The organism is Pseudodesulfovibrio sp. 7M6, from assembly GCF_050058625.1.
Taxonomy (GTDB): domain Bacteria; phylum Desulfobacterota; class Desulfovibrionia; order Desulfovibrionales; family Desulfovibrionaceae; genus Pseudodesulfovibrio; species Pseudodesulfovibrio salinus.
Window position 1 is genome coordinate 3,473,068 of the sequence record NZ_CP188816.1, and the last position, 23,779, is coordinate 3,496,846.

Annotated in this window: 26 protein-coding genes; 11 read left to right on the top strand and 15 right to left on the bottom strand. The window is 59.6% G+C overall.

Annotated features, from left to right (window positions below; genetic code table 11):
- Nucleotides 1-4: 4 nt before the first annotated feature.
- From ACI0FG_RS16295 to ACI0FG_RS16310, 4 genes are all read right to left on the bottom strand, one after another.
- A complete protein-coding gene (locus tag ACI0FG_RS16295) occupies nucleotides 5-466 on the bottom strand; it encodes a hypothetical protein (protein WP_419786064.1) in 462 nt (153 codons plus the stop codon).
- Nucleotides 467-1,076: 610 nt separating this feature from the next.
- Nucleotides 1,077-1,688, bottom strand: a complete 612-nt coding sequence (locus ACI0FG_RS16300; RefSeq protein ID WP_419786065.1) for a YigZ family protein — start codon at nucleotides 1,686-1,688, stop codon at nucleotides 1,077-1,079.
- Nucleotides 1,689-1,733: 45 nt separating this feature from the next.
- The gene (locus ACI0FG_RS16305; protein ID WP_419786066.1) at nucleotides 1,734-2,534 is read right to left on the bottom strand and encodes an HD domain-containing protein; all 801 of its coding nucleotides are present in this window, start codon (nucleotides 2,532-2,534) and stop codon (nucleotides 1,734-1,736) included.
- Between the two features lie 2 nt (nucleotides 2,535-2,536).
- Nucleotides 2,537-2,980, bottom strand: coding sequence for a cereblon family protein (locus ACI0FG_RS16310; RefSeq protein ID WP_419786067.1), 444 nt, complete (start codon nucleotides 2,978-2,980; stop codon nucleotides 2,537-2,539).
- 88 nt (nucleotides 2,981-3,068) lie between these two features.
- On the opposite strand from ACI0FG_RS16310, the gene ACI0FG_RS16315 reads away from it, so the two are divergent.
- Nucleotides 3,069-3,365, top strand: a complete 297-nt coding sequence (locus tag ACI0FG_RS16315; protein WP_419786068.1) for a hypothetical protein — start codon at nucleotides 3,069-3,071, stop codon at nucleotides 3,363-3,365.
- Between the two features lie 111 nt (nucleotides 3,366-3,476).
- On the opposite strand, the gene ACI0FG_RS16320 is transcribed toward ACI0FG_RS16315, so the two are convergent.
- Both ACI0FG_RS16320 and ACI0FG_RS16325 read right to left on the bottom strand, forming a co-directional pair.
- Nucleotides 3,477-3,944, bottom strand: coding sequence for a LysE/ArgO family amino acid transporter (locus tag ACI0FG_RS16320; protein WP_419786069.1), 468 nt, complete (start codon nucleotides 3,942-3,944; stop codon nucleotides 3,477-3,479).
- A 76-nt stretch (nucleotides 3,945-4,020) separates the two neighbouring features.
- Nucleotides 4,021-4,632: a LysE/ArgO family amino acid transporter gene (locus ACI0FG_RS16325; protein WP_419786070.1), complete on the bottom strand. Its 612-nt coding sequence runs from the start codon at nucleotides 4,630-4,632 to the stop codon at nucleotides 4,021-4,023.
- A gap of 631 nt (nucleotides 4,633-5,263) precedes the next feature.
- Between ACI0FG_RS16325 and ACI0FG_RS16330 the strand changes: the two genes are divergently transcribed.
- The 5 genes from ACI0FG_RS16330 (at nucleotide 5,264) to ACI0FG_RS16350 (ending at nucleotide 9,705) form a co-directional block, all read left to right on the top strand.
- The gene (locus ACI0FG_RS16330) at nucleotides 5,264-6,148 is read left to right on the top strand and encodes a LysR family transcriptional regulator ArgP (RefSeq protein WP_419786071.1); all 885 of its coding nucleotides are present in this window, start codon (nucleotides 5,264-5,266) and stop codon (nucleotides 6,146-6,148) included.
- 71 nt (nucleotides 6,149-6,219) lie between these two features.
- A complete protein-coding gene (locus ACI0FG_RS16335) occupies nucleotides 6,220-6,861 on the top strand; it encodes a DUF2959 domain-containing protein (RefSeq protein WP_419786072.1) in 642 nt (213 codons plus the stop codon).
- Between the two features lie 707 nt (nucleotides 6,862-7,568).
- Entirely contained in the window at nucleotides 7,569-7,781 is a 213-nt protein-coding gene (locus ACI0FG_RS16340; protein ID WP_419786073.1) for a hypothetical protein, read from the top strand.
- 88 nt (nucleotides 7,782-7,869) lie between these two features.
- Nucleotides 7,870-8,844, top strand: coding sequence for a bile acid:sodium symporter (locus tag ACI0FG_RS16345; protein WP_419786074.1), 975 nt, complete (start codon nucleotides 7,870-7,872; stop codon nucleotides 8,842-8,844).
- A 141-nt stretch (nucleotides 8,845-8,985) separates the two neighbouring features.
- Complete coding sequence (locus ACI0FG_RS16350; RefSeq protein WP_419786075.1) at nucleotides 8,986-9,705, top strand: class I SAM-dependent DNA methyltransferase; 720 nt, start codon at nucleotides 8,986-8,988, stop codon at nucleotides 9,703-9,705.
- A 98-nt stretch (nucleotides 9,706-9,803) separates the two neighbouring features.
- Here ACI0FG_RS16350 and ACI0FG_RS16355 read toward each other — a convergent pair whose 3' ends face one another.
- From ACI0FG_RS16355 to ilvN, 6 genes are all read right to left on the bottom strand, one after another.
- Nucleotides 9,804-10,583, bottom strand: coding sequence for a substrate-binding periplasmic protein (locus ACI0FG_RS16355; RefSeq protein ID WP_419786076.1), 780 nt, complete (start codon nucleotides 10,581-10,583; stop codon nucleotides 9,804-9,806).
- Between the two features lie 5 nt (nucleotides 10,584-10,588).
- Nucleotides 10,589-11,803 (bottom strand): HDOD domain-containing protein, encoded by a 1,215-nt coding sequence (locus tag ACI0FG_RS16360; protein WP_419786077.1) that lies wholly within the window; start codon nucleotides 11,801-11,803, stop codon nucleotides 10,589-10,591.
- Between the two features lie 72 nt (nucleotides 11,804-11,875).
- Nucleotides 11,876-12,754, bottom strand: coding sequence for a CheR family methyltransferase (locus ACI0FG_RS16365; RefSeq protein ID WP_419786078.1), 879 nt, complete (start codon nucleotides 12,752-12,754; stop codon nucleotides 11,876-11,878).
- A gap of 130 nt (nucleotides 12,755-12,884) precedes the next feature.
- Entirely contained in the window at nucleotides 12,885-13,973 is a 1,089-nt protein-coding gene (gene buk / locus ACI0FG_RS16370; RefSeq protein WP_419786079.1) for a butyrate kinase, read from the bottom strand.
- Nucleotides 13,970-14,908 carry a phosphate acyltransferase gene (locus ACI0FG_RS16375; protein ID WP_419786080.1) on the bottom strand — a complete coding sequence of 313 codons (939 nt, stop codon included), beginning with the start codon at nucleotides 14,906-14,908 and terminating at the stop codon, nucleotides 13,970-13,972. The genes buk and ACI0FG_RS16375 overlap by 4 nt, the downstream gene beginning before the upstream one ends.
- Nucleotides 14,909-15,388: an acetolactate synthase small subunit gene (gene ilvN, locus ACI0FG_RS16380; RefSeq protein ID WP_419786081.1), complete on the bottom strand. Its 480-nt coding sequence runs from the start codon at nucleotides 15,386-15,388 to the stop codon at nucleotides 14,909-14,911.
- Between the two features lie 650 nt (nucleotides 15,389-16,038).
- Here ilvN and ACI0FG_RS16385 point away from each other — a divergent pair.
- The 5 genes from ACI0FG_RS16385 to ACI0FG_RS16405 all read left to right on the top strand — a co-directional run bounded on the left by ACI0FG_RS16385 (nucleotide 16,039) and on the right by ACI0FG_RS16405 (nucleotide 20,593).
- On the top strand, nucleotides 16,039-17,463 hold the full coding sequence (locus ACI0FG_RS16385; protein ID WP_419786082.1) for an SLC13 family permease: 1,425 nt from the start codon (nucleotides 16,039-16,041) through the stop codon (nucleotides 17,461-17,463).
- Between the two features lie 10 nt (nucleotides 17,464-17,473).
- Entirely contained in the window at nucleotides 17,474-18,406 is a 933-nt protein-coding gene (locus ACI0FG_RS16390; protein ID WP_419786083.1) for a universal stress protein, read from the top strand.
- Nucleotides 18,407-18,611: 205 nt separating this feature from the next.
- Nucleotides 18,612-20,033 (top strand): DNA integrity scanning protein DisA nucleotide-binding domain protein, encoded by a 1,422-nt coding sequence (locus ACI0FG_RS16395; protein ID WP_419786084.1) that lies wholly within the window; start codon nucleotides 18,612-18,614, stop codon nucleotides 20,031-20,033.
- 25 nt (nucleotides 20,034-20,058) lie between these two features.
- Nucleotides 20,059-20,283, top strand: coding sequence for a competence protein ComEC (locus tag ACI0FG_RS16400; protein WP_419786085.1), 225 nt, complete (start codon nucleotides 20,059-20,061; stop codon nucleotides 20,281-20,283).
- A 133-nt stretch (nucleotides 20,284-20,416) separates the two neighbouring features.
- Nucleotides 20,417-20,593, top strand: a complete 177-nt coding sequence (locus ACI0FG_RS16405) for a hypothetical protein (RefSeq protein WP_419786086.1) — start codon at nucleotides 20,417-20,419, stop codon at nucleotides 20,591-20,593.
- Here ACI0FG_RS16405 and ACI0FG_RS16410 read toward each other — a convergent pair.
- The 3 genes from ACI0FG_RS16410 to ACI0FG_RS16420 form a co-directional block, all read right to left on the bottom strand.
- Nucleotides 20,570-21,667 (bottom strand): hypothetical protein, encoded by a 1,098-nt coding sequence (locus ACI0FG_RS16410; RefSeq protein WP_419786087.1) that lies wholly within the window; start codon nucleotides 21,665-21,667, stop codon nucleotides 20,570-20,572. The genes ACI0FG_RS16405 and ACI0FG_RS16410 overlap by 24 nt on opposite strands.
- 46 nt (nucleotides 21,668-21,713) lie before the next feature.
- Entirely contained in the window at nucleotides 21,714-22,775 is a 1,062-nt protein-coding gene (locus tag ACI0FG_RS16415) for a GGDEF domain-containing protein (protein WP_419786088.1), read from the bottom strand.
- A gap of 74 nt (nucleotides 22,776-22,849) precedes the next feature.
- Nucleotides 22,850-23,773 carry an HD-GYP domain-containing protein gene (locus ACI0FG_RS16420; protein WP_419786089.1) on the bottom strand — a complete coding sequence of 308 codons (924 nt, stop codon included), beginning with the start codon at nucleotides 23,771-23,773 and terminating at the stop codon, nucleotides 22,850-22,852.
- Nucleotides 23,774-23,779: the final 6 nt, after the last annotated feature.

The following is a 23,779-nucleotide window of genomic DNA, read 5'->3' on the forward strand; positions in this document are numbered from 1 at the left end:
CACATTATTTGCCAGTGTTGGCAGATGATTTTTTCTTTGGCCGCTTTAGCCGTTTACCCGCCGCCAGCAGCTTGCGCAGCTCCGCCGCCGCCTCCACGGGGTCGCTCTCGTGCAACAGAAACCGCTCCTTGGATGTCTGGAAATGCCACCCCGCAGGCCGGGTCAGCAATTTTGCTCCGCGCGAATCCAGATACTCCAAAGCTTCCGTCTCGGCCGCAACGTCTTTCATTTCCTTAAGGATTTCCTGCCGCTTGGAGATCTCCCGCATCTGGCTCGCAATTTCATAAGCCGAGCGCAGGACATCATCGGGTTGTATGTCCGTCTCTTTCTTTCGGCCGGAAAAAAATCGTTGTAGTTCGTTGAGGTCGTTTTTGAGTTCCTTGATCTCAAAGACGGCAGCTTCTTTTGATCCCTCAATCTTGTCAGTAAGTTGTTTGTAGATGGCGCGGAGCTTCTGGTTGGACATGGCACCTGCTGTTACGTTGCGGTTATCACATTTACCTACAGGCTAGCGCATTTTTGCAACCTCTTGCAACCGTATGACCCGTTAAATTTTGAAAACTTTGGTGATATTTATAGGGAATTGCCGGAGGAAGAGGCCTCCGGCGGCCCCTTCGGGGAGACCAGGGCGCTGCCCTGGACCTGCCAAGGGCTGAGGCCCTTGGATCCCTTTCGCCGCTGCGCGGGGTAGGAGTCTGAGGGGCTGGCGTTGCAGAGTGCAAGGCTTGAAAGGCTCGTCAGGACAGCGGGTTGGGAAAGGGACAGAGGCTGGTGTTTTTTACAGATTCCGTTTGTCTTTTTCCTATTTAAAAAACCTCTCGGTTTGCGCCGAAAAAAGCGGCTGTCGGTGTGACGTTAAGCAGCACTGACCCGGCCCGTTTTTTCCGGCGCAAACCGTTACCCGGCACGGAAGGACGAAACCGTCCGCCCCGGCAGGCATGAGCCGTCCTTCAAGGCTACGCCCCCGCGAAAGCGGAAATGGGATTCTTAAGGCCCACGGCCTTAAGCAGGTCCAGGGCAGCGCCCTGGTCCCGCCGAAGGCGCCCCCCGGTAGGGCCGCCGGAGGCATTCTCCGCTCAAATTCCTACAGCTTCGGCTTTGCCGTCCGTCAGTTCCGCCAACGCCTCGATAAAGGTTTCGGCGTGTTCCTCGGGCAAAACAACGGTGAAACCTGCGGCATCGGTGTAGGTTTCTTCCGCGATATAGGCTTCGAAGTCCGGCAGGAGCCGCTTGAATTGGGTGACGGCTGGATATGGCAGGGTAACGAGAAGCGTGGTGGTATCGACTTTTTCCCTGGTCTGGAGCGCGTCGAGGGCGCTGTTGGTCAGCTGGGTATAGGCCCGGACCAGACCGCCGGTGCCAAGCTTGGTGCCGCCAAAATAGCGGGTGACGACAACCGCGACCTCACCTATGTCCGAATGCAGAATGGCACCGAGCATGGGTTTGCCGGCCGTGCCGTGCGGCTCGCCGTCGTCGCTGAGGCCGACCGAGGCGGTGTCGCCGGGCGGACCCGCGGCAAAGGCCCAGCAGTTGTGGGTGGCGTCCGGAAACTCGGCGCGCACTTCGTCGATGAAGGCGCGGGCTGCTTCGGCATCCGGGGCGTGGGCCGCCGTGGCGATAAACCTGCTGCGCTTGATAGACTCCTCCACCCGACATACGGCGGCGGGGATGAGGTAACGGGCGGACATCACTGCGAGGTAGCCGGAGGAACGGACCGGGTCAAGGTTAGCGCATCAGCGGACGGCTCGGCCGGAAGCCGCGCCAGCAACCAGATCGCCGCGCAATTGGAGCTTGACCGGGCTGAAGGCATCGTTGTCCGGCAGCTTGGCCAGCAGGGCCTCGTAATTCCCGGAGCGCTGTAGCTCTCCGAAACTGTAGCGATAATGCAGATCGTAAATCCAGCAGCAAAGGAAAAGAACGAAGTCGTTGGACCACTTGATGGCCGGAAACGGGATCAGCTGCCGATCACGCACCAGTTGCAGAACCTCCTTCGACACGCTTTCTGGGTCCCACTTCACGCCGAGTTTCAGTGCCTTGCCATGCGGTGCCTCGGGATTCAGATATTTCAGATTGTTGCGGATAGCGTCCAACTTGTCGGCATTGCGCACGGCTTCCAGAACGATTTTCGTATCCGGCGAAAGATCATCGGGCGGCACGGCAGCGTTGTGATGGCGGATGGCGTCGAGCATGAGGGCACGCTCGTTTTCCGGTAAGGGATCAAGAACACCGGAAGCAGCCACGATCTCGGCACCAGCGGCGGCGTGGTTGTATCCTGCGCGGTCGTCATAGGTCTTTTGCCGCACCAACTGGGGGAACCGCCCCGCGTCGTGCAGTATGGCCGCCAACTCGGCCAGAGCAACGAGGTCCGGCCGGTCGGGCAGCTCCCGGGCAATACCCCGTACATGCCCGAGCACACGCATGGTGTGTCGAATTTTGCGATCAATGAGCGGCGCGTCCTCCCCGGCCTGAGCGCGGAACACAGCCGCGTGGGCGTTCAGCCATTCCTCGGCTTTTGCAAGCATATCCTGATTCATGATTATCCTTTATTTAAACGGTGCGCTTCTTCATCGAGCGCAGCCACGATAAGACCAAAAAAACCGCCCCGGGCCGAGGTGTACCGCCAGCCCAGCTGGGCGGCGCATCCCGCACAGATCACCACCTGCCAAGTATAACCGGGAAACCACGTGAATTCATCACTCTCCGGTCCGCTGACAGAAACATTCCACGCCGAGGCAAAGCAACCCAATTCGAAGACCAGCCCGTGGGGATTGAAAAACACATGCCGGTGCGAGCCATTCACTTCCATTGCCAGATCCGGCCGGGTAATGGAGGTCCGGCAGGCGCGGCAGACCAGTTCGGTCCGCTCCTCTTCCTCTACAGGCTCGGACCAGGCGCGCCCCTCGGGCAGGTCTTCCCGGCATTTCCCGCAACGGTCCTTCTTGCGCAAGGCCACCGGCTCAAGAATTTCGTATGGCACCATATTTCCCTCCGGCGGGAGTCTACCTGAGGCTCCCCCGAATGAGAAGCGGAGCCTTGACCCGCACCCGCCACCGACATACATCCACAAGATGCGAGACCTTATCCGCGATCCCGGCTACCTGCGCCTGTGCGATGCCTGCTGCGACCTCTCCGGCACCGCCAAGGAGATGGTCAAAACCGGCGGCTGCACCTGCGACATCTGCGGCTGGGCCTGCAAATGCTGCGGCGATGACGGCAAGCAGTTCGTCAACCGCATCCCGGTGAGGGTCATCCCGGACGACGGCTGGACGACCCTCCAGGCACGCAATGCCAAGAGCCTCATTCCCTTGGATTGGCAAACGCTTTTCGCCCTCGGTCGACAAGACGAATCGCCATCAAACCAATAAAGAGTCCTGATCTCGCCCTCCCAAACAACAACCATTATAGCTCATTTATTTCAAATGATTACACTTCAAATAGCCAGCTATTTATATGGCAATATTATTAAATATAGCCAACTATTGACTATGAAGTGACATAAGTAGCGAAGCGGCGACACCCCACATGGTCAGACCGACCACTATATCGAGTACGCGCCATGTGGAAGAGCGTCCGAACAAGGGAGCCAGCAGTCTGCCGCCCGCAGTCAGTGCCAAGAACCAGAGTGTGGAGGCCGTGATCGCCCCGGCTCCGAACCAGTATCGGCCAGGGATCGGTATCCGGCCGCTCACCGAGCCCATGAGCACCACGGTATCAAGGTAGACATGCGGATTGAGCAGCGTTACCGCCAACATCAGTAAAACCGTATGCCCCAGCGTTTCCTCGGCCACCGTGCCCGTCTGCATGGCTCCGCCCCTTCGCGCCGAACGAAACGCCCCCAGGCCGTACCAGCCCCAAAACGCGGCTCCTCCCCATGCCGCCACCTGCATCAGCCATGGACTCGACGCCATCACGGACCTGATCCCGTCCCTCCAAGCAACAATCATTATAACTTATTCATTTCAAATGATTACACTTCAAATAGCCAGCTATTTATATGGCAATATTCTTAAATATAGCCAACTATTGACTATGAAGTGACATAAGCAGCGAAGCGGCGACACCCCACATGGTCAGACCGACCACTATATCGAGTACGCGCCATGTGGAAGGGCGTCCGAACAAGGGAGCCAGCAGTCTGCCGCCCGCAGTCAGCGCCAAGAACCAGAGCGTGGAGGCCGTGATCGCCCCGGCTCCGAACCAGTATCGGCCAGGGATTGGTATCCGGCCGCTCACCGAGCCCATAAGCACCACGGTATCAAGGTAGACATGCGGATTGAGCAGCGTTACCGCCAACGTCAGTAAAAGCGTATGCCCCAGCGTTTCCTCGGCCACCGTGCCCGTCTGCATGGCTCCGCCCCTTCGCGCCGAACGAAACGCTCCCAGGCCGTACCAGCCCAGAAACGCGGCACCTCCCCATGCCGCCACCTGCATCAGCCATGGGCTCGACGCCACCACGGACCCGACCCCGGCCACACCCAGCGACAACAGCACCACGTCGCAAGCGATACACACCAGCGCCACCGGTAGTGCGTGTCGGCCACGCACCCCCTGCGTCAGCACAAACGCGTTCTGCGCCCCAATGGCCACGATCAATCCGCCGCCCATGCTCAAACCCTGAATATATGCCGTCATTATGTGCTCCTTTTGTTCTTGCTGAGATTGATGGATGCCTCCGGCGGCCCCTTCGGGGAGACCAGGGCGCTGCCCTGGACCTGCTTAAGGCCGAGGGCCTTAAGAATCCCATTGCCGCTTTCGCGGGGGCATAGCCTGTCGAGGCGTCTCATGCCTGCGGAGACGGACGGTTCCGCCTCCCTTCCGGATAACGGTTTGCGCCGAAAAAAGCGGACTTAGTTACGAACTACTTCCCGAACCGTTGTCAGCCGCTTTTTTCGGCGCAAACCGGGAAGGTTCTTAAATGAGAAAAGACAAAGCGAAATTTTCGAAAATAAATCCAACCGCCGCCCCTGTTCCTACCCGCCGTCCGGACAAACCTTTCAAGCTCGCTCCTCAAAGTTTTACGGACGCCTCATAGCCAGTACCCGCCAAGCCTTCAGCCAGCCAACTCCCACCCACCAAACTCCTACCCCGCGCAGCGGAGCCAGGGATCCAAGGGCCCTCGGCCCTTGGCAGGTCCAGGGCAGCGCCCTGGTCTCCCCGAAGGGGCGCCCCTGCGAGGCCGCCGGAGGCATCCTTCTAGCCAGGGCTTCGCCTTAAAGTACAACTAATAGTTTTCATGTCTGATTAGTTTTGCTAATAACCAGTCATGCTGGACTACAAATTGGTGGAAGCGTTTGCGGCGGTTGTATCCGAAGGCGGCTTTGATCGTGCGGCTGGCGTGCTGCATGTGACGCAGTCGGCTGTTTCGCAACGGGTAAAGTTGCTGGAGGACCGAAGCGGCTGCGTACTGCTGGTCAGGTCATCACCTCCCAAACCGACGGCGGCCGGGCGGGAGCTGCTGCGGCATTATCGGCAGGTCCGCTGGCTGGAGGCGGACTTGTCCATGGCCGAAGGTGATGACGAGACACATGCCACACTGCCTGTGGGCGTGAATGCGGACAGTCTGGCCACGTGGTTTTTCCCGGCGGTGCAGTCGTTCCTGGCCGAGGAACGGGTGCTGCTGGACCTGAGCGTGGATGATCAGGAAGAGACTCACCGCCTGCTGAAGGGCGGCGACGTGCTGGGCTGTGTTTCGGCCCGCAGCGAGCCGTTTCAGGGCTGTCGGGCGGAATATTTGGGCGATATGATTTACAGGATGTATTGCACTGCCGAATTCAAAGCGCAGTGGTACCCGAAGGGCGTGACCCTTGAAGCGGCACAGCGGGCACCCATGCTGATCTTCAACCGCAAGGACGTGATGCACGGCACCCTGCTGGCTCAGAAGCTCGGCAGTGCGCCAGCCGCCTATCAGGCGTTCTACCTTCCCTCGTCGGAACGGTTCGCCGCGGTCATTGCCTCGGGGCAAGTCTGCGGCATGTTGCCGGACGAGCAGGCGGATGAATATGTCAGACGCGGAGAGCTGATCAATCTGATGCCTGACCAGTCCGTGACCGTCCGGTTGCACTGGCACTGCTGGAATCTGGACTCTCCCCGACTGGAGAGATTTACACAGGCCCTTATCAAAGGTGCGCGGCGGGAGTTGCGTCGCTGACGTTGCCCGCCTCTCGGCTTTTGTGTATTTCAGACCAGATCATCTACATTTTTCCCGAAGGAGCTTTCTTCATGCCCCGGTTTATCGCGCTCATCCTGTCCGTCTGCTTTCTCTTCACCCTTGGCTGTTCCAAGGCCTATTACTCAGGCATGGAAAAACTCGGCTACGACAAACGGGATATCCTCTCCGACCGTGTGGAAAACGCCCGCGAATCGCAGCAGGAAGCAAAGGAACAGTTTGCCAGCGCCCTGGACCGCTACAAGAGCGTCATCAACTTTGACGGCGGCGAGCTGGAAGAAAAATACAAAACCCTCAAGGACGAATACGAGGACTGCGAATCCCAGGCCGAGGACGTGCGCGACCACATAGCCTCGGTGGAAGACGTGGCCCAGGCCCTCTTTACCGAATGGGCGGACGAGATAAACCAGTACACCAACACCAAGCTCAAGGCCGACAGCAAGAAGAAGCTCACAGCCACCAAGCGCAGCTACGCCAAGCTCATCAAGGCCATGAAACGCGCCTCGGCCAAAATGGACCCTGTGCTCGCCGCCTTCAAGGACCAAGTGCTCTACCTCAAGCACAACCTCAACGCCAAGGCCGTCGCTTCCCTGGAAGGCGAACTGACCTCCATCCGCTCCAACGTGGACAGGCTCATCAAGGAAATGGAATCCTCCATCGCCGAGGCCGACTCATTCATCAAGACCCTGCAATAGAGAGGCCGCCGGAGGCCCCTTCGGGGAGACCAGGGCGCTGCCCTGGACCTGCTTAAGGCCGAGGGCCTTAAGAATCCCATTTCCGCTTTCGCGGGGGCGTAGCCTATCAAGGCGTCTCATGCCTGCGGTGCGGACGGTTTCGTCCTTCCGTGCCAGTTAACGGTTTGCGCCGGAAAAAGCGGATTATATCTGTGCGCCTCACCCTCACACCGGCAGCCGCTTTTTCCGGCGCAAACCGAGAGGTTTTAAAAAGAAAGCAAAGCTACTAAAAAAACGTTTCCTTTGCCTTTGTTCCAAACCGCCGTCCTGACGAGCCTTTCAAGCTTATCCCACTCCCACAGACGGCGGGGGCTACTGTCCGTGAAGATTTGAGGAACGCGTTTTTCGTCCCGGCAGGGCGAAAAGCGCACTCCTCAAAAATTAACGGGCGCCACATAGCCAGTACCCGCCAAGCCGTCAGCCAACCAACTCCAGCCCCCCAAACTCCTACCCCGCGCAGCGGCGAAAGGGATCCAAGGGCCTCAGCCCTTGGCTGGTCCAGGGCAGCGCCCTGGCCGTCGGAGACGCCCCACCGGCGAGGTGAAGCCCCGCTGGCAAGCGCCGCCGGAGGCATTCCCGCATCCGCCTGACGATTTAACCTGTCCGTCTTCTGCCCGCCATATGACCGTAACCGGCAAGTGCTTGTGTGGAACACAAGGAGAGAAGCCATGTGTACCGCCATACTTGTTGCCGTCGCCTTGCTGATCATCGTAGGGGCGTTGACCGTGCTTCGCGCAGCCGCGCCCAATCCCAATGCGGAAATGATGTCCGTGCTGCTCAGTGAGATGCTGGCCCATCATTCCTCGGAATGGTCAAACAGCGCTGCCGCCCGGGACGATGCATCCGGCCTGCCACATGCGGATCATTCCTCACCGGGCTGAGATCGATAGTTCCGAACAATTCCTTCCCGGATTTCATGATAGGATTTTGCATCCGGCCTGATCTGATGTACCGTTCAGGGCAACGGCCATGACGGAACACATACTTTATGCATTCAAGCACACGGTGCATCGCAATATTCTCCTGCTGGGGATACTTTGCGCCATTTGGATGAGCATGGAACACCCGGCTGCGGCGAACGCGTTCGGCTCGTTCGATGTGAACACGCCGCTGGTGGCCGCTATTTTTCTGGTGGAAGGGCTGCATATGACCCTTGCCGGGTCCGGCAACTTCCGCATGTATCTCAAAGAACTGGGCTGGGCTGCGCTGATAACGGCTGTGCTTTACCCGCTGGCAGCCGCCGGGCTGGCCTGGGGATTCGGCGTGGAATCGGACGCGCGGGTAGGGTTCCTGTTGCTGTCCAGCCTGCCGGGGTCATCGGCATCCATCGCCATGGCGGCCAGCGCGGGAGGCGATCCGTTTACGGCGATGCTGCTGCTGATTGCCATGAGCCTGCTGGGTATTATCTCCATCCCCCTGGATTTGGCGTTGTGGCTGGGGTCGTCCACCCCGGTCAGCGAGTTGCTGGTGATGAAGAAACTCGTCTTGTTCCTTGTCCTGCCAGCGCTGTGCGGGCAGGTGCTGCGAGGCCTGTTTCCCCGCCTGCCGGAACGCATCGCCCCGGTGACGAAGTATGTGCCCACGGTCTGCATTTCGCTGCTGGTATATTTTTCCTGCTCCCGCGAATCCGCGCTGCTACACGGCCTTCGGCTGGATGACCTGATGCATGTCATTGTGCCCTGCCTGCTGCTGCATGGATTTATGCTTGGATTCACCTGGCTGGTGGGCCGCCGGAGCCTGCATATGGAGGACGGTCCGGCGCGCTCGTTCCTGTTCGTCATATCGGAAAAACCGATGTCGCTTTCCGTGGCACTGTGGTCCATGACCTATGCCCACCATCATCCTCTGGCCATCTTTCCGATCCTGGTCTTTTACGTCTGCCAGGTACTTTTCGATTCCATCGTGGTCTCGCGCATGGTGGCCGACGATTCGCGGAACGGATAGTAGACTTCCCGCATTGCCGAGCCTTCTGTATAGGGATACATATTCATTCCCCTTCCCTTTGGAAGCCCGTCGGTTTTCCGATCCCTGCGATTTTTTCACCTGACTTTCATTTTTGATCCAACCGCATCAAAGGGGACAGCCATGTATACTGATTTCAAAACCATTTCCCAATATTACGATGCCTTGTACGTGAACGAGAAAGAGTATGCGCCAGAGGCCGCCAAGGTGCGGGACAGACTTGCGGCCCATGGAGTCCCTAAGGGCGGAAACCTGCTGATCCTCGCCTGCGGGACGGGCGGACACGTTCCGTATTTCAAGGATGAGTATGCGGTGGCCGGGCTGGACCTCAGCGAGGACATGCTCGCGCTGGCACGCGCAAAGTTTCCGGGAATCCCCTTTCATCTTGGCGATATGACGGATTTTCGGCTGGATGCCGAGTTTGACGCCATGATCTGCCTTTATGGCTCCATAGGTTTTGTGCGGACCATTGACGGACTGCGGTCGGCCATGCACTGCATTGCCGCTGGGCTGCGGCCCGGAGGGATCGCACTCATTACCCCATGGAGCACGGTGGAGGCATTCGAAGAAATGCTGGTGGTGGACGCTGCGGACCAGCCGGACTGGAAGATTGCTCGCATGGAGCAGGTCCGGCTCAAGGAACCGAAACTTGTGGAAGTCACCTTCCACCATCTGCTCGGACAGGGGGTGGATGTGACCTACCACCGCCAGTCAGTGGAAATAGGCCTGTTTACGCAGGAGGAATATCGCTCTGCCATGAACGATGCAGGCCTCGAAGTAGTGGAAGAATACGCAGGCAGCGACATTCGCGGAGGCGCATATATCGGCAGGCGGAGGGGCTAGACAGGCACAGTCCGGCCTTGCAGTTCATTGCTGATCTATCACAATATACTGAAGTAATTTGATAATACTTATGGTGTGTATTGTAGAAACCTGTCGCTCTATTCCGCCATATACCGATCAACAAGCTGCTCGTATGGCAAATGGCGCCGGACCTTTTCCAGCGCCTTTTCATAGCTGCTCACTATATGCCGAGGCAACCTGGGGCTGAAAACCGTGTACATTCCGTCCGAGGTACCAGCCACCGTCACCACGGAGCTTGCCTTCAGCCCCGGCATCCGGCGCATCCGATAAAGCAGGGCATGGCGATCCGTATTGTAAACCGCATCAAGACGGCCTTCCCGGTATTTGCGAAAATTGATGCACGTGGCTGAAGGCGCACGAACCAACTCGAAATCCAGGGAAGGATCGCGTAAAAAGTCGGGCCGCCAGGCATCGGTAGAACCGATGCGCAATCCGGCCAGCTGAACGACTGAGGTCACCGGGTCCGGCAGACTGCCCCGAGGCACCAGCAAGCCGGAAACTATTATTCCGTAAGGCGATTTCGGATAGACGAAAAGTGCCTCCCGCATCTGTGTGCGGGAAAGCATGAGCACAGCATCAAGCTTCCCATCCATAAATTCATCCAGCATACGGCCAAAGGGCAACGGCCCCAAAAACTCAACCGTCTCACCCATCTCCGGGGCGATATGGTCACGCAGATACTCTACGGCTGCGCCGGTTGGAGAACCGTCCACGACCATGGCATGGGGCTCCAGGATGAAATAGCCCACGGTAAAGGCATGGGAAGGGAGCGCGGCCAATACCGAAAACACTATGGTCAGAAAAAACGGCAATACAATGCGGAATCGACGTATGAGGGATCGGAAGGCAAAAGACATGGCGCTTAGAAAAAGGCCTCCATGATGGCCTCGATCTGCTCCCGGCAGGCGTCCGCCACGCCGCGCAGGAGATTGGGCGCTATGCCAAGCTGTTCCCAGGCGGCTTCGTCCAGGGCCGGAACTGCATACATACCGCCCTGGGCCAGCTCCACCACGTTGGTCAGGGTATCCGCCAGATGAATGATGGACGGTTCCAACGGATTGGGGAACATCATCGGGTCGTGATGATAATTCACCATGTTGGACAATGACTCCGGGAATTTCCAGGAGATGAGCAGCGGCCTGCTGATGTCGGTATGGCAAAAGCCCATAACCTCGCGTTCCGCCTCCACCAGGGGGATGGAACTCTCGCGGGCGTAGAGCATGGCTTCGGTACAGGCGTAAGGCAGCTTCTTGAACAGGATGAGTCGGCCGACATCGTGCAGCAGCCCGGCGGTAAAGAACCGTTCGGGTGAAAGACCGGAAAGGTGCCCTGTCAGAATCCGTGCGATGACGCCACAGGTAATGGAATGCCGCCAGAAACTCCGCATGTCCACCAGTTCGGGCGGAATGTCCCGGAAATAGTTGATGGCGGAAATACCCAGCGCCAGGGTGGAGAGTTCGTGATGCCCGATCAGGGCAACGGCCCGGGTGATGGAATCGATCTCCTGCGGAAAGCCATAGAACGGGCTGTTCACCAGCTTGAGCAGCTTGGCGGACAGGCTCACGTCCGTGCCCACCACGGCGGCGATGGAATCGGCCGAAGCGCGTTCGTCGGCCAGCATCTCGCGGATGCGGAAATAGATGTCCGGGAAACTTGCCAGCTCCGACTCGTGTTTGACGATGGCTTCCGGCGTCCCCATGCCCGCCAAAAAAATATCTTCCAGATGTTCCAAGTTGGCGGCCCGGCGCACCGATAGGTCGGGCAACGTCCATCCATTGACCACGGCTCCGGCAACCTGATCCAGGCCGATGTGGAACATCTCGATGGTCGGAGCGAAATCGGGATTGGAATAGAGAAAAAAGTCGCGGACATAGTCCTCGATTTCGCGCAGCTGTTCTTCGGAAAAAGTGACATCCTCGCGGATATCCACCTCAGTGACGCCCATCCGGGCCAATACCTCGGCATGGCGGACCGAAAGCGCCGTCCCTGCCTTGAAGAGCAGACGTCCGTCAGGACCCTTCAGGTCTGAAGCCAGCACCATGCCTTCCGCAAGCGCGTCCAACCGTTTAATACCCACGGCCGTCCCCCCTGCTGTCGACCACGGCCAGATAACCGCGGCTGTTGTCTCCGTTCCTGTGCTGCATATCCCCTACCCTTCCTTCTTGTAGGCGATGGTACCGGGATGAAAAATCGGCTTGAACGAAGAGGAAATCTTGTGCAGCGTCTCTGAATGCCCGAGCATCATGTAGCCGCCGGGCAACAGGTTGTCGTAAAATGATCCAACCACACGCCGCTTCATATCCTGGTCGAAATAAATGATGACGTTGCGGCAGAACACGATGTGCGACCGGGGGACCCGCTTGAGCGTCAGGGAATCATTGAGATTCATCTCCTGAAAATTCACCAGGTTCGCAACGGTCGGCTTGACCTTCCAGCCTTCCCCTTCCTTGGTGAAATAGCGGCTCTTGATGGCCTCCGGCGTGGTCTTGAAAGCATAGTCGCCGTACACTCCCTCCTTTGCCTTTGCTATCATGTCCGGAGAGAGGTCCACGGCGGTGATGACGATACGCCAACGCGCAAGTTCCATGCGCAGGGTCTCGTGCAGCAGGATGGACAGGGTGTAGGGTTCCTCGCCCGAGGAGCAGCCTGCCGACCAGATGAACAGCTCCCGCTTTCCCGCGGCCCGCTGTTCATCCAGCTTTTCTTTGAGGACGTTGTTCTGAAACGCCTCCAGCTGTCTGGTATCCCGATAAAAACTGGTCTCGTTGGTGGTGACCAGCGAAAAGAGCTTGTTCAGCTCCGCGCTCCGCATCGGGTCATGCTTGAGGAACTTGATATAGTCCGAAAAATTGGAAAGACCCAATTCATTGAGCCGCTTGGTAAAACGGCTCTCGAAAAGATACTTGCGCTTCTCGTCAACGTAGATGCCGGTTTTTTCGTATATGAAATCACGCAGCTGAATGAATTCGCCGCTCGTGATGCTGATGCTTTTGCGCAGGGTAATGGAATTCGAGAACAACGATCCCACGTGATTGCTTCCTTAGGTCGCGACGCCCATGAAATGACGGGCGTTATTTCCGAGAATTAGCAAGCTACTCAGATTTCCTATCAAATTCAATTATTATTGTGGAAAACCTCCTGAACCGCCCCACTTTGCTTCATATCTCGCTACGATAGCTCAAAACCGTCTCTCGTCCGGAAAGAACGCGCAGCACACCGTCCGCCAGAGTGGCCATTTCCTCATCTCCTTCAACCACTTCCACGGGCCCGAGATAGCGCGTCATGCGCGAGACTTCCGCCACCAGCCTGCCGCTGCGCACCAAACCGCCGGTAAGCACCACACCGGCCAAATTCACCTGCCCGGCCCTGTCCGCCAGAGCCGGAACCAGCGAGGCCATGTATTTGGCCACAGAGTAGGTCATGGCCTTGAACACGGCCTCGGCCCTGCCGTCCCCCGCCTCCATACGACGCAGGACCTCGCGCAGGTCATTGGTGCCGAGGTGGGCGTACATGCCGCCACGGCGCTGGATTATCTCCCGCAGTTCGGCCGGAGTGCGCTCGCCCCGCTCCAGCATGTCCAGCAGCGGCACCAGCGGCACGCCGCCCGTGCGTTCCGGCGAGAACGGCCCTTCGCCATCCAGGGCGTTGACCACGTCCACCACCCGGCCATGGCGGTGCGCGCCGATGGAAATGCCGCCACCCATGTGACAGACGATGAAATCCGACTCTTCATACTCCACGCCGAGCCGGGCCGCCGCCGTGCGCGCCGCACCCCGATGGCTCAGGGCATGGAACAGGCTGCGCCGCTGCAACCCGGGTATCCCGGTCATGCGCACCACGTCGTCCAGCTCGTCCGTCACCACAGGGTCCACAATATATGCGCCCACGCCGTACTCAGCCGCCACCCGCCGGGCCAGCACCGCGCCCAGGTTGCATGGATGCTCGCCGTAACGGGCCGACGACAAGTCCTCGAGCATGTCGTCCGACACCTCGTAAACACCGCCCGGCAGCGGATGCAGCAGCCCACCGCGTCCGGCCACACCGTGCAATCCGCCATCTCCGACCGGGAAATCCGCCAGGATCTCACGCAACAGTTTCAGCCGAAAGTCCGCCTGGGCCATAACCGAGGAAAACGCGGACAGGTCCTTGCGCTCATGCCGAAACTCACGCGAGGTCACCGCGCCGCGCTCGTCATACACCGCCGCCTTGGTAGAGGTGGAACCGGGGTTGATTACCAGGACGTTCATGCATCCATCCTTTGGGCCAGCAGGCTGGCCAGGGCTATCGAGTGAAATTTGCTCGCGTCCGAATCGCCGCGCGAAGGCACCACCACGGGCGTCCGGCTGCCCACCACCACCGAGGCCATGGTCCGGCCGCACAGCGTGGAGAGCGACTTGTACAAAATATTGCCGGACTCGATGTCCGGAGTAAGCAGGATATCCGCATGACCGGCCACCGGACCGCCCACGCCCTTGCTCGCCACCACCTGCGGCGAAACAGCCAGGTCCAGCGACAGCGGCCCCTGCACCTCCACATCGCCGAACTCGCCCTTCTGCGCCATGCGCGTCAGCATATCCGCGTCCAGTGTGGCGGGCATGGCCGGGTAATTCACCTTCTCGGTCGCCGCCAGAACCGCCACCCTCGGTCGCTCCATGCCCAAGGCCCGGGCCACGTCCAACACATTGCGCAAAATATCCACCTTGCGCTGCAACGACGGGTTGATGTTCACCCCGGGATCGCTCAACAGCAACAATCGTCCGTCCACAGGCGATTCGCAGACCGATACCAGACTCAAAATCCGGGACGGATGCGGCACGCCCGTCTCCCTGTTCAGCACCGCCTTGAGCAATGTGGCCGTGGAGACCAGCCCCTTCATGATGAAGCTGACCTCGCCCTCGCGAAACAACCGAACAGCCTCGGCCACCGCCGCCTTGTCGTCGGGCTTTTCCACGAATTGAAACCGCGATACGTCCACGCCGATTTCCGCCGCCACGCGCTCCGTCTCCCCCCGGTCGCCTATCAGAACCGGCTCGGCCATGCCGCGCTCACAGGCCTGCACCCCGGCTTGGAGCACATGCGCCTCCGCCGACCGGGCAATGGCCACCTTGGGCAGGCAGCTCACACCTTCCAAAGCCGCACGGACCAGCCCGTCAAGGTCCACAACAGGCTCGTAAACAGGCACCTACTCATCCCCTCGCGTTAGCGCAATCATGCCCGAACGGCACATGGACTTGATGCCGTAAGGCTTGAGCATCTGGATCAATCCCTCCACACGCTCCATGTCCCCGGACATCTCCACCGTCACCGTCTCCTGGCCCATGCCGACCACATTGGCCCGGAACACCTCGAAAACCTGCATCAATTGCGCAGTGTCGCACGGGTCCATGGCAACCTTGATCATCACCAGTTCACGGTCCACAAAATGCTTGCGGGACAAATCGTCCAGCTGCACCACCTCGTCCAGGCCGTCCATATACCGGCCGACCTGGTCTATGGATGCGTCATCCCCATCCAGGCACAACACAATACGCGACACCTCGGGACTCTCCGTCTCCCCAGCCGCCAAAGACAAAATGTTGGCACCACACCTGCCGCACTCCTGCGCAATCCGGGCCAAGACACCCGGCTCGTTCTTGCACAGGGCCGATAACGTCCGTTTCAAGGCACAACTCCTCGTTGAAATTTCCTGAGCGGACTTCAGGATAGCCCAACCCACCACACCGGGCAAGCCGTGAACGGACAATCGGCCGGGGGAAGGCCTCCGGCGGCCCTACCGGGGGTCGCCTTCGGCGGGACCAGGACGCTGTCCTGGACCTGCTCAAGGCTATGGCCTTGAGAATCCATTTGCCGCTCTCGCGGGGGCATAGCCTGTCTGGACGCACCCTGCCTGCGGAGACGGACGGTCCGCCTCCGTGCCGGGTAACGGTTTGCGCCGAGAAAAGCGGGCCGGTTTTAATAAAAAAACAAGGGCAACTGTCCGTGAAGATTTGAGTGAGCCGCTTTTCGTCCCGGCAGGGCGAAAAGCGGCTCACTCAAAGATTTGCGGACGCCGCATAGCCGCTACCCGCCAAGCCCTCAGCCAACCAACTCCCATCCCCCAGACTCCTGCCCCGCGCAGCGGACCGGGGATCCAAGGGCCCTCGGCCCTTGGCAGGTCCAGGACAGCGTCCTGGTCTCCCCGAAGGGGCCGTCGGAGACACACGCCCCACCGGCGAGGTGGCCCTGCCGGCAGGCACCGCCGGGGGCTTCTTCTTCAAGTTATCATGTCCCATGGGTTGGCTCCGGGGCGGAGGATGGTGTATGTAGCGCATTGTGATTCACTATTTGCGCGAAAAGAAATGGTTTATCATCACGCTGGTGATTCAGGCGGCGATGCTGTTCGGCCCGGTGCCGGACGGCCTGACGCCCGAGGCATGGCGAGTGCTGATAATGACGGTTGGGGCGACTATTCTGTTCGTCACCGAGCCCATTCCGCTGCCCGCGGTCGCGCTGCTGATCATCCTGGGCCAGATTTTCCTGCTGGGCATGGATTCCTCGGACGTGGCGCGTTCGCTGATGAAAGACTCGGTCCTGTTCATCATGGGCTCGCTGATGCTGGCCGTGGCACTGGTAAAACAGAAACTGGACAAACGGCTGGCGCTCTTAATCGTCCGCGTGACGGGCTCAAATACATATCGTATTGCGTTTGGTATTTCACTTTTCTCCGGCATCCTGGCCTCGTTCATCGGCGAGCACACGGTGGCGGCGATGATGCTGCCGGTGGCGCTGACTCTGCTGCAACTCAGTTCCGACGACCCGGCGCAACAACGGGGGCTGGCGGTGCTGCTGTTGTTTTCCATTTCTTACGCCTGTGCCATGGCGGGTATCGGAACGCCTTCGGGCGGAGCGCGCAACGCGATCATGATAGATTACCTGCGCGACTTCTTTTATGCCCCGGATGATCCGGCAACATGGGAATACAGCGTCAGCTACCTGAAATGGATGATCTATGCCTACCCGATATTCCTGATACAACTGCCCCTGATGCACTTGATTTTACGCTATACGTTCAAGACCGACCTGTGCGACCTGGGTCCGGCGGTTGAGAAACTGAAGGAGCAGGTGGGCGAGGAAGGATCACTGACCGGGCGGCATTATGTAGCAATCACCCTGTTTTTGCTGACGTTGGCCGGGTGGATACTGTTCTCGTCAAAGGTGGGGATGGGGACCATCGCCATACTGGGCGCGGTGTTGTTTCTGGTGGCCGGTCTGGTCCGCTGGCAGGACCTGAACTCCGGCGTGAACTGGGGCGTGGTCTGGCTGTATGCGGCAGCCATTTCGCTAGGCACGCAGATGCGCGAGAGCGGCGCGGCGTCCTGGGTGGCGGGCCTTTTCATGGACGGGCTGGAGCCGATCGGACTGGGATCGGGCCTGGGGCTGATGGCGGCGGTGATGATTTTGACCACGCTGATCACCAATACCATGAGTAACGGCGCGGCAGTGGCGGTGCTGGGGCCGGTGGTACTGTCCATCGCCGTGGGCGCGGACACCAATCCGCTGGCCGTGGGCATGATTACGGCCATGTCGAGCGCCTTCGCCTATTTCACGGTCATCGGCACACCGGCCTCGACTATCGTCTATTCATCCGGATACCTGCGCACAGGCGACTTCATGAAGGTAGGCTGGCGTATCGCACTGATGTCCTTTATTGTGCTGCTGACAGCCTCTAAAATCTACTGGCCCCTGGTGGGGCTGTAAGGAGCTGGGGATGAGCAACGAGCCGGAAACCTTCCGCATACTCATCAGCATCGGTGGCGGTCCGGATGCCTATGCCAGTCTTCGTTTTGCCGCGCGGCTGAACGACCGCTTCTGCGCGGACATCACCCTGCTCTTCGTCCGTCCGCCGGACAGCGGCCTGACATCCGGCGGCCTGGAAATGCGCGTTGCCCGGGAAAACATGCTGGGCTGGGGCCTGGAGCTGCCGGGGTTGCGCCACCTCAAGGCAGCCAGGGACATTCTGCTCGAACTGGGCCAGATCCACGAGGGCAGCGGCGATGCGTGGCAATACCATCAGCTTTCCGGCGACGAGGCGGGCGAATGGGTCCGGGAATACCGCAATCCGTGCGGCGGTTCCATTACCCTCCGGCTTTGCGCCGCACCGGATGTGACCACGGCGGTGGTCCACCAGGCCAAAGCCTTCAAAGCCAACGTGATTATCGTGGGTGGCACCCCGCCGCAAACAGGTCTGAAGAAATGGCTGAAGAGCACGCCGCTTTCGCTCCAGATAGCGGCCCATGCGGGCTGTTCCGTCATCGTGGCCCGCAACATGGAACCCGGCAAAGGTCTGCTGGTCTGCCTGGAAGATACGGAGACCAGCAGGACCGCCCTGCCCAAGGCTATCCGCTGCGCCTCCACCTGCGAAGGATCGGTAACGTTGCTTTCCGTGGCTGAAGACGAGGAAGGAGAACAGGCGGCGCGCCGGGCCGTGGATCAGGCGGCCGAAGCCTTCCGACAGGCTGGCATCGAACCCGAAAAGCTCATGGTGGAAATCGGCGACCCGGTGGATACCATCACCCGCATGGGGCCGGACTATTCGCTCATCGTCCTCGGCGAATCCGACAAGCCCTGGTTTACCAAACGGTTCAGCGTCGCCCATGAGGTGGCTGCCAGGGCCGTAAGCTCCGTGCTGATCCTGAAATAGCAATGGACGCGGGCAGGTATTCCGCAACCATCCGCAACCGTCTCCAAGCCTACACCGGAAGCATGGCCGTTTGGATCTTCTGTGGTGATTCAAGACCATCCGTAAAAATATTCCCTTTTTATGCAAGGGGTTCTGGACACGGATGCCATTTTCGTCATACAGCAGATCTGAACACATTGAAAAAAGAGCCACCGCCGGAGCCGCCATGAACCCGTCCTCCTTTGAACATATCTGCATATTCCACATCCTGGACGGACTACGGGACGGCCTCTCCCATTTTTCCCAGCGCTCGCGGGCCGCAATCATCTATGCGGTCAGCCCGGACTCTCCGCCGCGCATCTGCGACCCACAGAACCTGCTGCGCGGCCATGAACCAAAACTCAGGGATTACTATCTTTACTCCAGCAAGTGGCGGGGCGAGCCGGTGGCGGGCAACGAACTCAAGCTCATTGACAGCGATGACGACCTGAGCCTGTCCGGCACCATCACCCTGGCGGCGCGAGCCCGAAACATGCACTACCAGCGCTGGTTTACCGAGGAACACCCGGACATGTGCTCCATAGGGCCGACCAAGCGGTGGCTGGAATATGCCGTGGGCCTGATATCGCAAAATTTCGCCACGCAGGACGTCCAGAACCTGGATACTGCGGGGTTCGTGCTCCAGCACTGCGCCACCCACGCGGTGCGGGACTTCATTGTGGACGAGCGCAGCAGGATGGGCTGGCTCGACACGCGGGTCCGCATCTATCCCTTCCTGGACGCGGTGCTCGGCGTGTCCGGCACGCAGGAGGAAGGAGCATTGCCGCGCGGCCGCGTGGTGGTGGTGGAGCCGGACCAGTTGGATCAAGTCCGTTTCATATGCCGTTTCCCGGCCATGGAGCAACCCACACTGGCCGATACCAAGCACGTCCGCAAGCTGCTCCAGGCCGTGGAGGATTCCGGCCGCGTGCTGGTGGCGGACGGCAAGCGGGTCCTCGGCATCGCCATCGGCCCCATGCCCGGTGCGTATCTGGCGGCCCAGTTCAGCGGGGCACGCGGTTTTCTCTGGCTGCGCGACCAGCTCCTCTGCACCTTTTCCGACGGCGGATTCCACTCCACCAACCTGCGGGCCAATTTGGTCCAGCTGGAAGAGCAGCTTCTGGAAACGGACATGTCCATGGAAGACCAGCACACGCTGATGCAGTCCATGAGCCTGATGGTCAACCGGGTGCGCGACCGCAAGCACGGCTGCACCCTGGTCATCGATACCGGGAACAAAATGCTTTCCATGTCCGGCCAGCACTTTGAGCGCCCGCTGGATTTGCTGGAGAGCAGCGAGCTCAAGCTGGCCTGTTCCCTTGCCAAGCTGGATGGAGCCCTGCACGTGGGCCGCGACCTTAAGGTCCACGGTTTCGGCTGCCTCATGGACGGCCGAGCCGTTCCCGGCGAAAACCGGGCACGGGGCGCGCGATTTAATTCCGCCCTGCGCTTTACGGCCGAGCATGAGCAGGTCGTGGTGGTCGTGGTCTCCTCGGACCGGCCGGTCTCGATCATCAAGAACGGCGTGGAACTGACGGCATTGTGCCAATTCGGCCAGATTCACGGGCTTTCGCGGCCTCCGCTGCTGGCCGAGTGGATCATGAGCTGACCGGTTACGCGGCCCCCGACAATCCGTGCATTATTCCTGGATCACCGACCCGCTGCTCTGGCTGCTGGCCCTGCCCGCACTGGCGGTCAGCGGACTGCTCGTCCAGATGATCCTGAGCCTTTTCTCCTGCTGCGCCACCTTCCGGCTGCGTGGGCGGACCATCTGCCTCAAGTGGTGGATGATACCCACTGCCGCCCTTGCCGCCGCCCTGCTCTGGGGACTGGCTGGCCTTTATCTGATCCTGCGCTGACCGCCGTCACAGAAAAACCGTCCACGCGTCACAGCCACGCCACCAAGCCGTCACCCAAAGGACGGCACCGGGGCCTCGCCAAGGCTAAGGTAGGGCGTCAACAACCCCACCTGCCCGCACAAGGAGGCTCCAGATGGTCCTTTGGTACAACCATCCGAAATACACACCGGAATACGTTTCCGGCCAATTGGCAGAAATATGCACCAAGGCCCGGCGCGAAACCCGCCGCATGGTCTGCATGGCCATGGCAGCCACCACGTTAATGGCAGCCATCCAGGCTTTCTATCTAATGGAGCTTCTTGGCGCGTAGCCGACGAATAAACAGCCACAGGGGCACAATCAGAATCACGGAGGGCAGCCACGGGCCCATGCCGCGCAGGCCGGAGGATTCTTCCGGAGCGGCCGGAGGCTTCAACCCCTCGGTATTCTTTGGCAGCCGATCCGCCGGAATGCCGAACCGGGCCAGCACAGTCAGGTCGGCCATGGTTTCGGGCCTGGCGCTTTCAGGCCGCACGGCCTCAGCCGGTTCCTTGGCGAGTCTTGCCGCCAGCTCGGCGGCCAGACGTCCCTGATCCTCGCCTCGGGCCACTACGCCACCCAGCACGCCGCTATCCATGAACCTGTCGGTCAGCACAAAGACCGGTGCGCGGCTCCGCGAGGCCAACATGCGCACGGTCCCGCCCTCATCCACGGGATTACCCGCATTATCCCTGACAAAATGAAGGAAAAGCACGGCTCCGCCCACCGGAACGCTCGAGGCCACCTCGGCCAGGGTCGATCCGTCCAGCCCACCGTCGTCACCGGGCTCATGGCCCGGAAATATCAGTGAGGCATGGGAAAGGTATGGCTCCATGGCGGCCTCCACCCGGGAGCGAAGTCCCTCGTTTCCCACGGCATCATCCATCACGCAGACCAACATGGTCGTGTCCGGACGCAGCCGAAAAACGAGGTCCACTGTCTTCTCCACCGGCAGCCGGAGCGGCACGCCGGAACATCGGCCGCACTGCTGGGCCAGATCCTCCTCAGGCCGCCCCATGCCCAAATAGACTACGGGAGCATCCCCGAACACCTCGCCCCGGTACTTGCGGACAAAGGCAAAGGCCACCTCGCCGTCGGCCACCACGGCATCCGGCGCCTGCCCGCACCACGCAGGACAAAGGGTGTCGTACTTCTGTTCGAAAAAGTCCTCTCCCTGGTCCGCGGAACCAAGGTAGAATTCCTCTACCCGACAGTCGGCCGCCTTGCCGCACAGACCGCGGGCAACGGATTGCGTCCACGCATTCGGGTGGGCGGAGGAGTGGAGGAGCACCATATCACCGGCCATGCAGGAGGTGGCACAGACGAGATAGAAGCACGCCAGAATTATCAGCGATCGGAAAGTCATTTTACCTGATATATTGAGTTATAGAGCTTCAGCGCTTATCGAAAACTTATGTCTCGTCCACACCGTGGGCAGCCACGCTGTTGCGGCCGCTGTTCTTGGCCCGATACATGGCCGCATCCGCGGCACTGACCAGCTGGGCCGCATCCCATCCCGGCTGCCATTGGGCCACCCCGGCGGACACGGTGAACGGGATACGGTCCCCGACCGGCTGACCGTCCTTGCGGGGGCGAAAATAATACCGTTCGGTTTCGGACCGGATGGACTCCGCGCAAAAAAAGGCGCCGCTCTGGGGAATGCCCTTGAGCACCACCACCAGTTCCTCCCCGCCGTAGCGGGCCGAAAATCCCCGATACTGAATGGCGTTGGTGGTGATGATACCGGCAAGGACCCGAAGTACGTCATCCCCCACCTGATGGCCGCAGGTGTCGTTGACCCGCTTGAAGTGATCCACATCGATCATGATTATGGAAAGGGGCTGAGGATCGTCAGCCTGCTCGGCAACGGCCTGCTCAAGAAAGGCATCCAGCGCCCGACGGTTGTGCAGGCCGGTCAGCAGCGGGTCGAAACTGGCCGAGCGTTCCAGCATTCTGGCCTTGTCGCTCCACTCCCGCGCCTCTTCCTTGAACTCCAGAATGAGCTCCTGGAACATGTCGCGCACGCGCGAAACGATAACTGACCGATCATTGGAAGACTTAATAACATTAACAGTCTGGTCCCGAAAATCGTCAAGCCTGCGAGTCTGGCGCTCGCTGCTGCCCCGCATGGAGTAGATGACGGCATCCATCTCATGGAGCAATTCCATGGCGGACCGCTTTTCGCTGGCAAGGGCCTCTTCCAGCTCCTGAGCCCCGACGGTCTGCATCAGGTATGCGTCGAGCTTGATGATGATGGAACTGAACCGCTCACGCGAAAAATCCTTGTGGGCCAGTTCCCGGAATATTTCCTGCTGGATTTCCCATTTTTTGTCATCGGTATAGACCGTGAGATGCCGGATCAGATTGCGGACGAAGAGAACGACGGCAACCCAGTCCGGGTCGTCACCGATGCCGAACCGCTTCAGGAGGTCCCTGAACCCCAACTCGGCTTCATTCTTTCGCTTTGTGGTCATGTGCAACTCCTTTCTCCGCTATACCGTGCCTACGGAACCAGGCCAAGGCTTTTCCGGGAAAAAGAGATACAAAATCAAATCATATCCGCGCCGCTCAGAACGGCCACGAACCGTTTAAAAATAGTCATATCCAAAGCCTGACGCATGTCATGGCGCATAAGCGTCAGGGCCTCGTAGGGAGCAATGGCCTTGGCGTAAGGCCGTTCCGTGGTCAATGCGTCATACACATCCGCCATGGATATGATGCGCACCGGCAGCGGCAGGTTCTCGCCCTTCAGCCCGGCCGGATACCCGGTGCCGTCCATTTTCTCATGATGAAAGAGGATGCAGTTGATGGTGTTCTGGCTCATGGGCAGGTGCGCACACATGGATACGCCGTGGACCGGATGTTCCTTGATGACCGCACGCTCGGCCGTTGTCAGCGCCCCTCTTTTATTCAGTATGCGCCGGGGAATCCTGGACTTGCCTAAGTCATGCAGCATGGCGCCCAGCGCGCACTCGAAAATTTCGGTTTTGCTCATGCCATAGGTCTGAAATACGGCGACGGAATAGATGAAGACGTGCATGCAGTGGGTGTACGTCTTGTAATCGTGTGAAATAAATGGAGCGATGGTGGAGAGGGATTCGTCCGAGGCAAGGAACTGGATGGAACTCTTCACGATCTCGGAGACGCGCTGGAAATGCTTGGCCCGCAGCGCGGCAGGGAGCCGGTTGTCGAACACCTCTTCCATGACAACGGCGGACGCTTCGTAAAAGACCCGGGACCGGATCTTGATAGGCAGGCTCTCGTCAAGCAGGATCCCGCCCAGGTTGTGCTCTATGTACTGCTCGTACTGCAACTTTTCCGAGCTGCGGACATAGACCTCATTGACCCCGTTGTCATGGAGCATCTTGCGGTGGCGCACCGTGAATTTCTGACCCGAACGGGTATAGAGAACGAAGTCTCCTCCCTGCCAGAGATAGACGGAAAATTCACCCAAGGCTTCGGGGAACAACATGACCGG

What these genes read in the sequence shown, in the direction of transcription:
- buk (WP_419786079.1), bottom strand. Translation starts at nt 13,973, where the DNA reads ATGAACGTCCTGGTAATCAACCCCGGTTCCACCTCTACCAAGGCGGCG.
- ACI0FG_RS16330 (WP_419786071.1), top strand. Translation starts at nt 5,264, where the DNA reads ATGCTGGACTACAAATTGGTGGAAGCGTTTGCGGCGGTTGTATCCGAA.
- ACI0FG_RS16325 (WP_419786070.1), bottom strand. Translation starts at nt 4,632, where the DNA reads ATGACGGCATATATTCAGGGTTTGAGCATGGGCGGCGGATTGATCGTG.
- ACI0FG_RS16310 (WP_419786067.1), bottom strand. Translation starts at nt 2,980, where the DNA reads ATGGTGCCATACGAAATTCTTGAGCCGGTGGCCTTGCGCAAGAAGGAC.
- ACI0FG_RS16315 (WP_419786068.1), top strand. Translation starts at nt 3,069, where the DNA reads ATGCGAGACCTTATCCGCGATCCCGGCTACCTGCGCCTGTGCGATGCC.
- ACI0FG_RS16355 (WP_419786076.1), bottom strand. Translation starts at nt 10,583, where the DNA reads ATGTCTTTTGCCTTCCGATCCCTCATACGTCGATTCCGCATTGTATTG.
- ACI0FG_RS16340 (WP_419786073.1), top strand. Translation starts at nt 7,569, where the DNA reads ATGTGTACCGCCATACTTGTTGCCGTCGCCTTGCTGATCATCGTAGGG.
- ACI0FG_RS16415 (WP_419786088.1), bottom strand. Translation starts at nt 22,775, where the DNA reads ATGACCACAAAGCGAAAGAATGAAGCCGAGTTGGGGTTCAGGGACCTC.
- ACI0FG_RS16300 (WP_419786065.1), bottom strand. Translation starts at nt 1,688, where the DNA reads ATGTCCGCCCGTTACCTCATCCCCGCCGCCGTATGTCGGGTGGAGGAG.
- ACI0FG_RS16335 (WP_419786072.1), top strand. Translation starts at nt 6,220, where the DNA reads ATGCCCCGGTTTATCGCGCTCATCCTGTCCGTCTGCTTTCTCTTCACC.
- ACI0FG_RS16350 (WP_419786075.1), top strand. Translation starts at nt 8,986, where the DNA reads ATGTATACTGATTTCAAAACCATTTCCCAATATTACGATGCCTTGTAC.
- ACI0FG_RS16345 (WP_419786074.1), top strand. Translation starts at nt 7,870, where the DNA reads ATGACGGAACACATACTTTATGCATTCAAGCACACGGTGCATCGCAAT.
- ACI0FG_RS16305 (WP_419786066.1), bottom strand. Translation starts at nt 2,534, where the DNA reads ATGAATCAGGATATGCTTGCAAAAGCCGAGGAATGGCTGAACGCCCAC.
- ACI0FG_RS16295 (WP_419786064.1), bottom strand. Translation starts at nt 466, where the DNA reads ATGTCCAACCAGAAGCTCCGCGCCATCTACAAACAACTTACTGACAAG.
- ACI0FG_RS16405 (WP_419786086.1), top strand. Translation starts at nt 20,417, where the DNA reads ATGGTCCTTTGGTACAACCATCCGAAATACACACCGGAATACGTTTCC.
- ACI0FG_RS16395 (WP_419786084.1), top strand. Translation starts at nt 18,612, where the DNA reads ATGAACCCGTCCTCCTTTGAACATATCTGCATATTCCACATCCTGGAC.
- ACI0FG_RS16390 (WP_419786083.1), top strand. Translation starts at nt 17,474, where the DNA reads ATGAGCAACGAGCCGGAAACCTTCCGCATACTCATCAGCATCGGTGGC.
- ACI0FG_RS16320 (WP_419786069.1), bottom strand. Translation starts at nt 3,944, where the DNA reads ATGATTGTTGCTTGGAGGGACGGGATCAGGTCCGTGATGGCGTCGAGT.
- ACI0FG_RS16420 (WP_419786089.1), bottom strand. Translation starts at nt 23,773, where the DNA reads ATGTTGTTCCCCGAAGCCTTGGGTGAATTTTCCGTCTATCTCTGGCAG.
- ACI0FG_RS16410 (WP_419786087.1), bottom strand. Translation starts at nt 21,667, where the DNA reads ATGACTTTCCGATCGCTGATAATTCTGGCGTGCTTCTATCTCGTCTGT.